This is a genomic window from Novosphingobium olei, assembly GCF_037076535.1.
Classification (GTDB): domain Bacteria; phylum Pseudomonadota; class Alphaproteobacteria; order Sphingomonadales; family Sphingomonadaceae; genus Novosphingobium; species Novosphingobium olei.
Genome location: NZ_AP029021.1, coordinates 3,183,058 through 3,196,602, shown reverse-complemented (window position 1 = coordinate 3,196,602; position 13,545 = coordinate 3,183,058). Strand labels below are relative to the sequence as shown.

Here is a 13,545-nt window from a genome sequence, read left to right as displayed (position 1 = left end):
CCCCTTTCTTTACAGGCTCCAGTAGCGCTGCCCGTCGGGCAGACGCGCAGGATCGAGCATCGACTTCACGTCGATGATGACACCATCGGGGCGGAGCATCGCCAGCAGGCGATCAATCGGCAGATCGACGAAGGCGCGGTGCGACACGGCGAGGATCAGCGCATCGAGATCGGCCAGATCTTCGAATGCAGACAGCGTTATCCCGAATTCGTGTTCCGCCGCGCGGACGTCTGCCAGCGGATCGTGGACAATCGGCGTGATGCCGAATTCGCGCAGTTCGGTGACGATGTCCTCGACCTTCGAATTGCGGATATCAGGCACGTTCTCCTTGAAGGTGAGGCCGAGGATGCCGACGCGGGCCTGGGCCAGCGGACGCCCGCCTTGCGCCATCATCTTGACCGCGCGCTGCGCGACATAGCCGCCCATTCCGTCGTTGATGCGCCGCCCCGCGAGGATCACCTGGGGGTGGTAGCCAAGCTGTTCGGCCTTGGCGGTGAGGTAATAGGGATCGACGCCGATGCAGTGGCCGCCGACGAGCCCCGGATAGAAGCGCAGGAAGTTCCACTTCGTGCCCGCCGCTGCCAGCACTTCGCTGGTGCGGATGCCGACGAGATCGCAGATCTTCGAAATTTCGTTCATCAGCGCGATGTTGATGTCGCGCTGCGTGTTCTCGATCACCTTCGAGGCTTCGGCGACCTTGATCGAGCTGGCCTTGTGAATTCCGGCGGTGACGACCGAACCGTAGAGCGCAGCCAGCGTTTCGAGCGTTTCGGGATCCTGGCCCGAGACGACCTTCACGATCTTTTCGAACGGATGTTCCTTGTCGCCCGGATTGATGCGTTCGGGGCTGTAGCCGAGCTTGAAGTCTGTCCCGCACTTGAGGCCGGACACCTGTTCGATGATCGGCGCGCAGACTTCTTCGGTGGCGCCGGGATAGACGGTCGATTCGAAGACGATGATCGTGCCGCGCGCGCCCGAATCGCGCAGCACGGCGCCAACGGTGCGGCAGGCGCCATCGAGCGCGGAGAAATCGGGGCGACGGCTTTCGTCGACCGGGGTGGGCACGGTGACGATGATGACCGGGCACCCGGTGAGCGCGGCGGGATCGTCGGTTACTTCAAGCGCGCAGGCTGCCAGCTCTTCGCTCGTCACTTCGTTGGTGTAGTCGATGCCGGCGCGCAGCGTGGCGATGCGATGGGCGCTGATGTCGAAGCCGACGACGCGATAGTGGCGGGCAAAGCTGACGGCCAGCGGCAGGCCGACATAGCCCAGCCCGATGACACCGATGGATTCGACGGGTTTGTTCACGAGACGCAGCTTCCCCTTGGCGATCGGCCAATCGACACATAGCGAGCTCCGGCCCTGCCATGCCAATCCTTCGATTGCCTTAAGGCGCGCGTTCTGCGCGTTAACCCGGCGATCTGGCAGGAAACATTTTTACGCAAGCATGCCCGGCACTTTTGGATTAAGGGCGCGATGAATCGCTGATTGCAGGGAGATGACAATGTCCGACACCGCCACGCTTTCCGCCCCGGAAGCCTCCGTGCGCGCCGCCCCTGCTGCCGCCGCATCCTCGGTCCGCAACGACTGGACGCGCGAGGAGATTGCCGCGCTTTACGACCTGCCGTTCACCGAGCTGGTGTTCCGCGCGGCCGAGGTCCACCGGGCGCACCACCGCGCGGGCGAAGTGCAGCTGTGCACGCTGCTGTCGATCAAGACCGGCGGTTGCCCCGAGGATTGCGGCTACTGCTCGCAGTCGGTCAAGGCCGAGAGCGGCGTTGCCGCGACCAAGCTGATGGACGTGCAGGCAGTGCTGCAGTCTGCTGCGCAGGCGCGCGATGCGGGCTCCAAGCGGTTCTGCATGGGTGCTGCCTGGCGAAACCCGAAGGAGCGCGACATGCCTGCCATCGTCGCGATGGTGAAGGGCGTGCGCGAGATGGGGCTCGAAACCTGCATGACGCTGGGCATGCTCGACGAAGGCCAGGCTGCGCAGCTCGCCGACGCAGGGCTCGATTATTACAACCACAACATCGACACCTCGCCCGAACGCTATGGCGAAGTGATCACCACCCGCACGTTCGCCGACCGGCTCAAGACGCTCGACAACGTGCGCAACGCCGGCATCAACGTGTGCTCGGGCGGCATCGTCGGCATGGGCGAGACGCGCAGCGATCGCGTCGGCTTCGTCCATGCGCTGGCAACGATGGAGCAGCACCCGGAAAGCGTGCCGGTGAATGCGCTGGTGCCGATCAAGGGCACCGTGCTGGGCGACATGCTGGCCGACACGCCGCTCGCCAAGATCGACGACATCGAATTCGTGCGCACCGTGGCGGTTGCGCGGATCACCATGCCGCTGTCGATGGTGCGCTTGTCGGCCGGGCGCGAGAGCATGAGCGAGGCGACGCAGGCGCTGTGCTTCATGGCCGGGGCCAATTCGATCTTTACGGGCGACAAGCTGCTGACCGCCGCCAACGCAGGCGACGATGCCGATGCGGCGATGTTCGCGCGCCTCGGCCTCAAGCCGATGGAAGGCGAGGAGCCGCTGCGCGCGATGAAGGCCGTGGGCGGTTGCTCGGGCGGGTGCGCGGCGTGACTGGCGCGGAGGCAGAAGCGGTGACGCTTTCCGCCTCCGGCCTGTGGCAGGGGCACAAGGCCGATCTGGCGGCTCTGGGGGAACGGGCGCGGTTGCGCTCGCTCACGCCCCGGCGCGGCATCGATTTCTCGTCGAACGACTACCTCGCGATGTCTTCATCGCCGCGCCTGGCGCGGGCAGTGAAGAACGCGATCGAGCGGGGCGTACCGCTGGGATCGGGCGGATCGCGCCTGCTGCGCGGCAACGATCCCGAGCATGAGGTGCTCGAAGCCGAAGCCGCCGCCTTTTTCGGCAGCGAAGCCGCCCTGTTCTTCTCGGCAGGCTATGCCGCCAATGCCGCGATGCTTTCCACCCTGCCGCAGCGCGGGGACCTGATCATCCATGACGAGCTGGTCCACGCCTCGATGCACGAAGGGCTGCGGCTGACCCGGGCCACGGCGGTGTCGGCGGCACACAACGATCCGCAAGGCTTCGACGACGCGGCGCGCGAATGGCGTGCCCGCGGCAACACCGGCCGCATCTGGCTGGCGTTCGAAACGCTCTATTCGATGGACGGCGATATCGCCCCGGTCGACGCCTTCGCCGAAGTGGCGGCGCGCCACGATGCGATCATGTTCATCGACGAGGCGCACGCCACCGGCGTGTTCGGGCGCGACGGGCGCGGCGTTGCCGGGCACCTTGAAGGACGGCCGGACACCGTGATCCTGCGGACCTGCGGCAAGGCGCTGGGCTGCGAAGGCGCGCTGGTGCTGGGCCCCCGGATCGTGCGCGACTTCCTGGTCAACCGGGGGCGTGCCTTCATCTTTTCGACCGCGCCATCGCCGCTGGTCTGCGCCGCCGTGCGCGAAGCGATCCGCATGCTGGCCGACGAGCCGGAGCGGCGCGAGCGCCTGTCCGCACTGGTCCGCCATGCCGAGGCACGGCTTGCACCGCTCGGCGTGGAGCCCAGCGGATCGCAGATCCTGCCGCTGATCCTGCACGACGATGCCCGGACGATGGCGGTGGCGGACAAGCTGCAGACCGCTGGCTTCGACGTGCGCGGCATCCGCCCGCCGACCGTGCCGCAGGGCACCAGCCGCCTGCGCATCTCGCTGACGCTCAACGCAACCACGAACGATGTCGATGCACTGGCATCGACACTGGAGGAGGCCCTGAAGTGACGCGCTTCGTCGTTACCGGAACCGATACGGGTATTGGCAAGACGGTGTTTTCGGCGGCCCTGGCAGGCGCCATGGAAGCGCACTACTGGAAGCCCATCCAGTCGGGTCGCGACGATGGCGCGGACCATGACGTGGTCATTCAGATGGGTGGCGTGCCTGCAGAACGTGTTCTGCCCGAGGCCTATTTCCTGGAAACGCCCTGTTCGCCGCACCGCGCGGCAGAGATCGATGGCGTGGCGATCGACCTTTCCCGGTTGGCCCTGCCAGAGATCTCGCCGCTGGTGGTCGAAGGGGCGGGCGGGGCGCTGGTGCCGATCACCCGGAATACGACCTACGCCGATGTATTCGCCTGGTGGAACATCCCCGCGATCATCGTCGCGCGCACCAGCCTTGGCACGATCAACCACACATTGCTGACGATCGAGGCGCTGCGGTCGCGCGCGGTGCCGATCCATGGCGTGGCCTTCGTGGGCGATGAAGTGGCGGACAGCCAGATGACGATCTGCGCGATGGGCAATGTCAGGAATCTGGGCCGCCTGCCGCGCCTCGACTCGTTGACGCGCGACAGCCTGACCGCCGCCTTTGCCAAGAACTTCGACGTCGCGGACTTCGCCTGATGCCCTCGTCCGTCTGGCACCCGTTTACCCAGCATGGCTTGCAGGAGCCCGTGCCGCTGGTGACCCACGCGCAGGGCGCTGCGCTCTACACCGCCGACGGGCGCCGGGTGCTCGATGCGATTTCCAGCTGGTGGGTGACGACGCACGGACACTGCCATCCGCGCATCATGGCGGCGGTGCGCGCGCAGACCGAAAAACTCGATCAGCTGATCTTCGCCGGCTGGACGCATGAGCCGGCCGAGCAGGTCGCCGCAGGCCTGGTTGAAATAATGCCGAGCGAACTGACCCGGGTGTTCTTTTCGGACAGCGGTTCGACCTGCGTCGAAGTTGCGCTGAAGATGGCGCTCGGCTTCTGGTCCAACCGCGGCATCGATCGCCAGCGCATCATCGTGATGGAACACAGCTACCACGGCGATACCATCGGCGCGATGTCGATCGGCGAGCGCGGGGTGTTCAACAAGCCCTACGAGCCGCTGCTGTTCGACGTGGCCACCGTGCCTTTCCCCGAAGGCGATGGCGCCGCGACGCTGGAGGCGCTGGAAACGCATTGCCGTGGCGGCGCAGCGGCCTTCATCGTCGAGCCTCTGCTGCTCGGCGCGGGAGGAATGCTGGTCTATTCCCCCGACATCTTGCGCGCGATGGCCGAGATATGCCGCAGGCACGACGTGCTGTTCATCGCGGACGAGGTGATGACCGGCTGGGGCCGCACCGGCAGTCTGCTTGCCTGCGAACAGGCGGGCGTGGTGCCCGACATCCTGTGCCTCGCCAAGGGTCTGACCGGCGGCTCGATGCCGCTGGCGGTGACCATGGCGCGCGAGGAGATCTTCATGGCGCACTGGTCGACCGACCGCGCGCGCATGTTCTACCATTCGTCCAGCTATACCGCGAACCCGATAGCCTGTGCCGCGGCCGTCGCCAATCTGGCGATCTGGCGCGAGGAGCCCGTGCTGGAGCGGATCGCGGCGCTGGGGGTACGCCAGCAGGCGATGCTCGATCGGCTGGCGCACGTGCCGGGAATCGTCAATCCGCGTCGCTGCGGCACGGTTGCCGCTGTCGATGTCGAGGTGACCGACGGCGGTTATCTGTCCAACCTCGCGCCGCGCCTGATGGCGCTGTTCCGCGAGGCCGATGTGCTGCTGCGCCCGCTGGGCAACACGATCTATGTCATGCCGCCCTATTGCCTGGATGACGCGGACCACGCCCTGATCGAAGCAGCGATCGTCCGCGGCGTGGAGGCGGTCAGGGGCTGACCGGAGCCGCTGCCGTTGCAGCCGCAGTCGCCGGCAAGGGCGTGCGGCGGACGGTGAGCACTTTCACCGGCTTTTCGATCATCTGGCCCTTGAGCCCGCCCTCTCCGGCCGTGGGCGAGATCGGCGCGTCCCAGATCTTGCGCACCACGTCCATGCCTTCGACCACGTGGCCGAACGCGGCATAGCCAGCCTGCGTTTCGGGATCCGTGGCTTCAGGGTTGGCGTCCAGCCCGGTCATGTCCGACACCATGATCGAGAAGTCCGCCGTCGCGGTCCCGGGGGCAAAGCGGGCCATCGAGATCGTGCCAGCCTTGTGGCTCAGGCCGGTCTGGCTGGTGGGTTCGTGCGCGATCGGCTTCAGGATTTTGGTGGCCACACCCCGCAGGCCTGCCTGGACAAGACCATTGGGCGGCGTGCCCCAATCGAGATGCATCGAGCGGTAGAACACGATCCCGTCAAAGCGCTTGAGATCGACGTAGCGCAGGAAGTTGGCCGTGGTGATCGGCGCATGCTTGCCATCGAGATCGAGCACGATCGGGCCGAGCTCGGTCGTCATCGTCACGCGCACGGTATCGGCGAGCGGGATCGGCGCGGGAGCGGGCGTCGTTCGCGCACTGTGACGCGGCGCAGCGCCCGTGGCGAGCAGCAGGAGCGGAATGGCAGCGGCAAGGACGAATCGACGTTTCATGATGTGATCTTGGCAAATCCGCATGGGCTTTTCCAAGCCGGAAGCGGCTCATGGTTAATTCCGTCCCAAGGGAAGACCCGCAGTCCGGCGCTTACCTGTCCCTGACCCGGCGGCCCTATTTCCCGAGCATCTGGAAGCATTTGCGCTCGGGAAACGGAATGATTCGCTTCAACATATCAACAAAGCTCATCTCAGCGTTTGCCTTCCTCCTCGCAGTCATGACGGCGATGGGGCTGTTCGCCATCGACCAGATGGCCGAAGTCAACCGCACCTCGACCGAACTGCGCACGCGCTGGTTGCCTGCCTCGCAGAACCTTGGCGATATCCACGCCTACATTTCCCAATACCGCATCAAGCAGACCGACCTTGTCGCGGCACCTTCACCGCGTACCGAAAAGCTGGCCCGCAATGCCGGCGCGGTTATCGACGGCCTGATCGCGGACTACGGCAAGCTCGGGGTCGGTGGTGACCAGAAGGTTGCCTTCGACCAGTTTGCGACCGCCTGGCAGGCCTATGCTGCCCAGAGCGAGACGCTTTTCCAGAAGGCCAAGTCAGGCGACCCGACGACCAAGGACATGCTCGACGGCGAAACGCTGGATGCGTTCTACAACCTTGAAGACAATGTCCTTCGGCTGATCGAGCTCAATACCAAGGGCGCATCGGCCGTGTCGGCGCGCAGCGATCGTCTGTTCGCCCGCTCGCGCACCTTCATGCTGGCAGCGATCGGTGCGGGGCTGGCCAGCGCGGTAATCCTGCTGGTGCTGCTGATGCAGAACATTGCCCGCCCCCTCAACCGGATGAGCGACGCCGTCGGACGCCTGATCAGCGGAGACCACGCGGTTGCCGTGCCTGGCCTGTCGCGTTCGGACGAAATCGGCAACCTCGCGCGGGCACTCGATCGCTTCAAGGACCTGTTTGCTGCCGACCACGCGCGCGCCGAAGCGGAAAAGGAGCGCACCGCCGCCACGCAAGCGACGATCGCCGCGATCGGCGGAGGCCTTTCGGCACTCGCCCAGGGTGACCTTATGTATCGCGTCCCCGAGAATGGAACCGGGGAATTCGCCAAGCTTCATGCCGACTACAACGCAGCCGTTGCCGCACTGTCGGGCGTGCTGGGCCAGATTGCCGAAGGTTGCACCACGATCAAGCTTGGCACGACCGAGATTGCCGCTGCCGCATCCGACCTTTCGGATCGCAGCGAGCAGCAGGCAAGCTCGCTGGCCGAAACGGCGCGCACGCTCGCCGAATTCACCGGAACCGTGAAGATAACGGCAGACAACGCACGCCAGACCAGCGGTCGGCTTGCCGTGGCGCGTGATACGGCCGGACGGGTCGAAGACATCGCCCGTCGCGCCGTCGATGCCATGCGCAGCATCGAGGAATCCTCGCGCCAGATGGCCGAGATCGTCAACGTGATCGATGGCATCGCCTTCCAGACCAACCTGCTTGCTCTCAACGCAGGCGTCGAAGCGGCGCGCGCCGGGGAATCCGGCAAGGGCTTCGCGGTCGTCGCCAACGAAGTGCGCGCCCTGGCGCAGCGATCGGCCGATGCGGCAAAGGACATCAAGGCGCTGATCGGTACCAGCACCGATCAGGTTGGCGGAGGCGTCTCGCTCGTCGAAAGCAGCGGCGACGCACTGCGCCAGATCGTCGGCGAAGTCGCTGCCGTGTCCAACCTTGTCGAGGAGATCGCCGAGGCTGCCGAGAAGCAGGCGAGCGGCATTGCCGACATTTCCGCCATGGTCGCGGCGATGGATTCCTTCACCCAGCAGAACGCAGCGATGGTCGAGGAAACCTCGGCGGGTACGCGCAACCTGTCAGTCGAGACCGAAAGCCTGGTGCAGCAGGTGGCGCGCTTCCGCGTGGGCGCCGACGCCATGCGACGCTCCGATTCGGCCCAGCCGGTCCCGGCTGCGGTGCCGGCGCGGGCCTCCGCACATCCGCCTGTCGAGGCCTTTATCGAACCAGCGCCCGCTGCGAGGGCCGCCTCGGTGTCCCGCACCCCGAGCTCGGGTCCCGCGCCGAGCTTCGAGGGAAGCGCCGCGCGCCAGCTCGACGCCGAAGATTGGTCCGAATTCTGACCCGCCCTTCATTTCAACCCAAGCCAGCCCAACGCCACCAAGGAACCCTGACATGACCAAGACAACGACCAAGATCTTCGGCGCGGCACTCGCCGCGCTGGCCATGATGCCACCGCCCGCGGCTGCGCAACCCGCCGCCTGGATTGCCCAGGTGGCGCGTGCCATCGCGGCCAAGCAGACTTATCCCCGCACGGCGCAAATGCGCGGCGAAGAAGGCACTGCCCGCGTGAAGGTGTTCATTTCGGCAAGCGGCGCGGTCGAAAAGACCGAACTGGTGGCTCCGTCCGGATCGTCGACGCTGGACCGGGAAGCGCTGGCGCTTCCTTCGCGCGCAGGCACGCTGCCGCCGCCCCCCGGTGGGGCGACCACCGTGACCGTTCCGATCACCTGGAAGCTGCTGTAAGCGACCCAGGCGATGGCGGCGGCGGAGTAACCTGGGCTCCGCCGCCGTCCATTTTTGCGATCAGTCCGGGATCAGCACCATCTTGAGCGCGCCGGCCTCGCGCGCCTCGAACAGGCGATAAGCCTCCTCGCCCTGCGACAGCGGCAGGCGATGGCTGATGTAGCGTTCCGGGTGCAGCCGTCCGGATTGCACCAGCGCAAACAGTGCGGGCAGTTCCTCGGGAACCGAACACGTGCCTGTACGGAACGTAAGCCCCTGCGCAAAGGCGCGCTCCAGCGGGAAGGCGAAGCGGCGTGATTGCTGGACCCCGATCACCGACACCGTCCCGCGCGGCCGCACCAGCCGCAGTGCAAAATCGACTGTCTTGTCCTGCCCGACCACCTCGATCGCGCTGTCTAGCTTGCGCCCATGCGTGTCCTGCTTGATGCGATCCATCGCTTCGTCGGGATGAAGCGCGATCGCGCCGGATTGCTCCGCAAGCGCACGCCGTTCGGCAATGGGGTCGATCGCATAGACCACGTGCGCGCCCATCAGGTAGGCGCTGTCCACCGCCATCAGGCCGATGGGCCCGAGCCCCACCACAGCAACGCTCGATCCCGGCACGATGTCCGCCATGCGCGCGCCATACCAGGCGGTGGCAAGCGCATCAGTCATCATCAGGGCCTGTTCGGCGGTCACGCCATCAGGCATCTTTACCGCGTTGACGTCGCCCGCTGGCACGCGCACAGCTTCAGCCTGCGAGCCCTGGAGCTTGTTCGAAAGACCATAGCAGCCAGAAGCGTTGTTCTCGCAAAGATTGACGACACCCGACAGGCAATGGCGGCACGCGCCGCATCCCACGGCCGCCGGGATCATGACCTTGTCCCCGCTCTTGAGCTGCTGCACGCCGCGGCCCACTTCGACGACTTCGCCGACCGCTTCATGGCCGACGCAGAAGCCGATGTCGTCCGAATAGCCATGGCCGTGATAGATGTGCAGGTCCGACCCGCAGATCGAACAGGCATCCACTTTCACGATGATGTCGCGGTCGGACTGGAGCACGGGATCGTCCATGCTCTCGTGGCGGATGTCCCGTTCGCCGTGGTAGCGTAGCGCCTTCATCGTCTCTTTTCCCTCAGATCGCGCGATCGCGCCCGGCCCAAAAGGGCTCGCGCAGCTTGCGCTTGAAAATCTTGCCCGAATCCTCGCGGGGCAGGCTGTCGGCGAAGTCGATCCGGCGCGGCACCTTGTAGGCGGTGAGCACGCGGCGCAGATCGGCCTTGAGATCGTCCTCGTGCAGGTCAGCCCCGGGCATCGGCTGGACCACCGCCATGACGCTTTCGCCGAACTCCTCGTCGGGGATGCCGAACACCGCGCAATCGGCAACGCCGGGCAGCTTGTGCAGCTCGGCCTCTATCTCGGCGGGGTAGATGTTGGCGCCGCCCGAGATGATCATGTCATTCTTGCGGTCGCACAAATAGAGGAACCCGTCAGCATCGAAATAGCCGACGTCGCCGGGCGTGATCAGCCCGTACTTCTCCATGGCGGCCCGTTTTTCCGGCGCGTTCTGGTAGGTGAATTCGGTCGCGATCCGGCTCTTGCCGATGACTTCGCCGACAGTGCCCGGGGGCACGTCGTTGCCGTCCTCGTCGACGACGCGCACATCCACGCCGGGCATGACCCGGCCAACCGACCCTGGGTGCGACAGCCATTCCTCCGATGTCAGGCTGGTCACGTTGCCCATCTCGGTCGAGCCGTAATATTCGTTGATGACCGGCCCCCACCATTCGATCATCGCGCGCTTGACCGGCGGCGGGCAGGGCGCGGCGGCATGGGTGATGAAGCGCAGCGAGGACAGATCGTACTGGCGTTTCACCTCATCGGGCAGGCGCAGCAGGCGGTTGAACATGATCGGCACCATGTTGAGGTGCGTGATCCTTTCGCGTTCGATCAGCGCCAGCAGCTCCTCGGCATCGAAGCGCGGCGTCACGACGACGTTCGCGCCAAGCCGGATCGAGAAGGCCGAATGGGCGTTCGGCGCGGAATGGTAGACGGGTCCGATGACTGCCGTGACGATGCTTTCGGGCGGCGCACGGCCCTCGATCACATCCATATAGCCATAGGACCGGCCGAGCATGAGGGTGACGGCCTCGGCCTGTTCGGGCGAGGCGGGAGCGCGGCGCACGCCCTTGGGTCGGCCGGTCGTGCCCGAGGTATAGATGATCGAGGCGAGCGGCGGCAGGGGCTCGCCCTCGAACGGTGCGGCGGCGTCTACCATCCGGCCCCAGACGGGAAGCCCGGCGGGCAGGTCGATCTCGCCAAGGTGGTAGGCATTGCGAACCTCGGGCGGGGTTTCGACCACGATCACCTGCAGCCCTTCCGGGATGGCTTCGGCGATCGGCGGCAGCAGGTCCGCGTGGATCAGCATCAGCTTCACCCCGCTGTCGCGCAGCAGGTATCCGGCTTCGTCAGGGGTGTAGTGCCAGTTTACCGGTACCGGGTAGGCGCCAACGATGCCGGCGGCGAACGAAGCTTCGAAGTAAGCGAGATCGTTCCGCAGGTAGAACGCTACACCGTCTCCCGATCCGATGCCGGCTTGCTGCAGCACCGTGGCGGCCTTGCGGGCGCGCTCGTCGAACTGCGCCGGGCTCAGCGTGACATCGCCGCTCTTGATCCAGCCCATCATTTCTCTCCCGCCGTGGCCCGGGATCCCGGGTCTTGATCATGGGGCAAGGCAGACGGCCCGTAACCTCTGCCTTGCCCCCATACCGTCAGGTCAGCGTGCGTTGCTCTGCACGTATTCCTGGATCTTCTGCTTGCCGAGCTGGCTCATGTGCACTTCCTCGGGTCCGTCGGTCAGGCGGACGAAGCGATTGAGCGTGAAGAACGAGGCGACCGGCGTGTCGCCGCTCACGCCCATGCCGCCGTGCACCTGGATGGCCCGATCGCACACGGTCTGCGCCATGGTCGGAGCCACGACCTTGATCGCCGCGATCAGGTCCTTGGCGACCTTGTTGCCGAAGCGGTCCATGGCGTCGGCCGCCTTGAGCGTCAGCAGGCGGGCCATCTCGACCTCGCAGAAGCTGCGCGCAACATCCTGGCGAATGCTCGACTGGTCGGCGAGCTTCTTGCCGAAGGCGACACGGCTGTCAGCCCGGCGCGCCATGTATTCGAGCGCACGCTGCGCTTGCCCGATCGAGCGCATGCAGTGATGGATGCGACCAGGCCCGAGGCGACCCTGCGCGATTTCAAAGCCGCGGCCTTCGCCAAGCAACAGGTTTTCGGCCGGAACGCGCACGTTGTCGAACCGCAGCTCGCATTCGCCGCCGGGCGAGTTGTGCGAACCGAACACCGACAGATGGCGCACGATGGTGATGCCCGGGGTCTTGGGTTCGACCAGGATCTGCGAATGCTGGCTGTGGCGCGGTCCGTCGAAGCGGCTCTTGCCCATGACGATCCAGATGTCGCAACGCGGGTGCATGGCGTTCGAGATCCACCACTTGCGCCCGTTGAGCACGTACTCGTCGCCATCGCGAATGATCGACAGTTCAAGATTGGTGGCGTCCGAGGACGCGACCTGCGGCTCGGTCATGACGTAGGCAGATCGAATCGTGCCGTCGAGCAGCGGCTTGAGCCACTTTTCCTGCTGTGCGGGAGTGCCGAACTTGGCGAGCACTTCCATGTTGCCGGTGTCGGGCGCCGAGCAGTTGAAGACCTGGCTCGAGAAGGGCACGCGGCCAAAGATTTCGGCAAGCGGCGCATATTCGAGATTGGTCAGGCCGGGCGAGAATTCGCCATATTCGTGCGGGAGGAACAGGTTCCAAAGACCCTGCTCGCGCGCCTTTTCCTTCAGCGCTTCCATCCCGGGCCATTCCTTCCAGAGGTTGTCCTGGTTGGACACGAATTCGCCATAGGCCTTTTCATTGGGGTAGATGTGTTCATCCATGAAGGCTTCGACCTTGGCGATCAGATCCTTCACCTTGTCGGTATGCTCGAAAATCATTGCAGGAGCCTTTTTAAGAGAAATCAGAGAGAAAGACCGCCATCGACCACGAGCGTGTGGCCGGTGACGTAGGATGCGAGCGGGGATGCGAGGAAGATTGCCGCCCCCGCCATGTCTTCGGGTGTGCCCGCGCGGCGTTGCGCGATGGCGGCAAGCGCACCTTCGAGACGCTGCGGGTTCTGCGTGGTGACCTTGGTCAGCTTGGTATCGACGAGACCGGGGGCAAGGCCGTTTACCCGGATTCCATCTGCCGCGTAGGCTTGGCCCAGCGTCTTGGTCAGGCTGATTGCCCCCGCTTTCGATGCGGCATAGGCAGGATTCCCGATATTGGCCTTGAGACCTGAAATCGAGCTGACGATCACGATCGAGCCCTTCGTTTCCGAAAGGGCAGCGCGGAATTTGCGCGAGCAGTGCATCAGGCTGTCGAGATTGACGGCCATCACGCGATCCCAGCCCGGGCGCTCGAACTCACCGCGCTTGTAGACCACGGTGCCCTGGCACAGGATCAGCACGTCCAATCCTTCGAAGGGGGCGGGCGCGGCCTCGATCGCATCGGGATCACCCACATCGACGCAGGTGTAACCAAGGCCGGCCAGATCCGAGCCGTCCGCCGCATCATAGTCACCCGCATCGGCGCGCGTGCCCCAGACATGGACCTGCGCTCCGCGCAGGCGGAAGCCATGAGCAATGCCATTGCCGATGCCGCTTGAGCCCCCCACGACCAGCACCCGTTTGCCGGTAAAGTCGGTATCGTTGATCATTCGCAGCTCT

The 13,545-nt window shown here is 65.4% G+C and carries 12 protein-coding genes; 6 read left to right on the top strand and 6 right to left on the bottom strand.

Annotated elements, in window-relative coordinates; genetic code table 11:
* Positions 1-9: 9 nt before the first annotated feature.
* The gene (locus AACH40_RS15125; protein WP_338643109.1) at positions 10-1,308 is read right to left on the bottom strand and encodes a nucleotide sugar dehydrogenase; all 1,299 of its coding nucleotides are present in this window, start codon (positions 1,306-1,308) and stop codon (positions 10-12) included.
* Positions 1,309-1,504: 196 nt separating this feature from the next.
* Between AACH40_RS15125 and bioB the strand changes: the two genes are divergently transcribed.
* The 4 genes from bioB to AACH40_RS15105 are packed head-to-tail and all read left to right on the top strand — an operon-like array spanning position 1,505 to position 5,620.
* The gene (gene bioB / locus AACH40_RS15120) at positions 1,505-2,593 is read left to right on the top strand and encodes a biotin synthase BioB (RefSeq protein WP_338643108.1); all 1,089 of its coding nucleotides are present in this window, start codon (positions 1,505-1,507) and stop codon (positions 2,591-2,593) included.
* Entirely contained in the window at positions 2,590-3,753 is a 1,164-nt protein-coding gene (locus AACH40_RS15115; protein WP_338643107.1) for an 8-amino-7-oxononanoate synthase, read from the top strand. Before bioB ends, AACH40_RS15115 begins: the two co-directional genes overlap by 4 nt.
* On the top strand, positions 3,750-4,370 hold the full coding sequence (gene bioD, locus AACH40_RS15110) for a dethiobiotin synthase (RefSeq protein ID WP_338643106.1): 621 nt from the start codon (positions 3,750-3,752) through the stop codon (positions 4,368-4,370). Before AACH40_RS15115 ends, bioD begins: the two co-directional genes overlap by 4 nt.
* Positions 4,370-5,620 carry an adenosylmethionine--8-amino-7-oxononanoate transaminase gene (locus tag AACH40_RS15105; protein ID WP_338643105.1) on the top strand — a complete coding sequence of 417 codons (1,251 nt, stop codon included), beginning with the start codon at positions 4,370-4,372 and terminating at the stop codon, positions 5,618-5,620. Before bioD ends, AACH40_RS15105 begins: the two co-directional genes overlap by 1 nt.
* On the opposite strand, the gene AACH40_RS15100 is transcribed toward AACH40_RS15105, so the two are convergent.
* Positions 5,610-6,308, bottom strand: coding sequence for a peptidylprolyl isomerase (locus AACH40_RS15100; protein ID WP_338643104.1), 699 nt, complete (start codon positions 6,306-6,308; stop codon positions 5,610-5,612). The genes AACH40_RS15105 and AACH40_RS15100 overlap by 11 nt on opposite strands.
* A gap of 158 nt (positions 6,309-6,466) precedes the next feature.
* Between AACH40_RS15100 and AACH40_RS15095 the strand changes: the two genes are divergently transcribed.
* Together AACH40_RS15095 and AACH40_RS15090 are read left to right on the top strand one after the other, a co-directional pair.
* The gene (locus AACH40_RS15095; RefSeq protein ID WP_338643103.1) at positions 6,467-8,389 is read left to right on the top strand and encodes a methyl-accepting chemotaxis protein; all 1,923 of its coding nucleotides are present in this window, start codon (positions 6,467-6,469) and stop codon (positions 8,387-8,389) included.
* Positions 8,390-8,441: 52 nt separating this feature from the next.
* On the top strand, positions 8,442-8,792 hold the full coding sequence (locus AACH40_RS15090) for an energy transducer TonB (protein WP_338643102.1): 351 nt from the start codon (positions 8,442-8,444) through the stop codon (positions 8,790-8,792).
* A gap of 60 nt (positions 8,793-8,852) precedes the next feature.
* Here the strand turns inward: AACH40_RS15090 and AACH40_RS15085 are convergent, their stop codons facing one another.
* From AACH40_RS15085 to AACH40_RS15070, 4 genes are all read right to left on the bottom strand, one after another.
* Positions 8,853-9,893: an alcohol dehydrogenase family protein gene (locus AACH40_RS15085; RefSeq protein WP_338643101.1), complete on the bottom strand. Its 1,041-nt coding sequence runs from the start codon at positions 9,891-9,893 to the stop codon at positions 8,853-8,855.
* Between the two features lie 13 nt (positions 9,894-9,906).
* Positions 9,907-11,457 carry an acyl-CoA synthetase gene (locus AACH40_RS15080; protein WP_338643100.1) on the bottom strand — a complete coding sequence of 517 codons (1,551 nt, stop codon included), beginning with the start codon at positions 11,455-11,457 and terminating at the stop codon, positions 9,907-9,909.
* A 90-nt stretch (positions 11,458-11,547) separates the two neighbouring features.
* Entirely contained in the window at positions 11,548-12,774 is a 1,227-nt protein-coding gene (locus tag AACH40_RS15075; protein WP_169491542.1) for an acyl-CoA dehydrogenase family protein, read from the bottom strand.
* Positions 12,775-12,797: 23 nt separating this feature from the next.
* Positions 12,798-13,535 (bottom strand): SDR family oxidoreductase, encoded by a 738-nt coding sequence (locus AACH40_RS15070; RefSeq protein WP_338643099.1) that lies wholly within the window; start codon positions 13,533-13,535, stop codon positions 12,798-12,800.
* Positions 13,536-13,545: the final 10 nt, after the last annotated feature.

Bases quoted from the DNA above. Each gene is read 5' to 3' on its own strand.
- AACH40_RS15070 (WP_338643099.1), bottom strand. From the start codon at position 13,535: ATGATCAACGATACCGACTTTACCGGCAAACGGGTGCTGGTCGTGGGG.
- AACH40_RS15085 (WP_338643101.1), bottom strand. From the start codon at position 9,893: ATGAAGGCGCTACGCTACCACGGCGAACGGGACATCCGCCACGAGAGC.
- AACH40_RS15075 (WP_169491542.1), bottom strand. From the start codon at position 12,774: ATGATTTTCGAGCATACCGACAAGGTGAAGGATCTGATCGCCAAGGTC.
- bioB (WP_338643108.1), top strand. From the start codon at position 1,505: ATGTCCGACACCGCCACGCTTTCCGCCCCGGAAGCCTCCGTGCGCGCC.
- AACH40_RS15095 (WP_338643103.1), top strand. From the start codon at position 6,467: ATGATTCGCTTCAACATATCAACAAAGCTCATCTCAGCGTTTGCCTTC.
- AACH40_RS15100 (WP_338643104.1), bottom strand. From the start codon at position 6,308: ATGAAACGTCGATTCGTCCTTGCCGCTGCCATTCCGCTCCTGCTGCTC.
- AACH40_RS15090 (WP_338643102.1), top strand. From the start codon at position 8,442: ATGACCAAGACAACGACCAAGATCTTCGGCGCGGCACTCGCCGCGCTG.
- AACH40_RS15105 (WP_338643105.1), top strand. From the start codon at position 4,370: ATGCCCTCGTCCGTCTGGCACCCGTTTACCCAGCATGGCTTGCAGGAG.
- AACH40_RS15080 (WP_338643100.1), bottom strand. From the start codon at position 11,457: ATGATGGGCTGGATCAAGAGCGGCGATGTCACGCTGAGCCCGGCGCAG.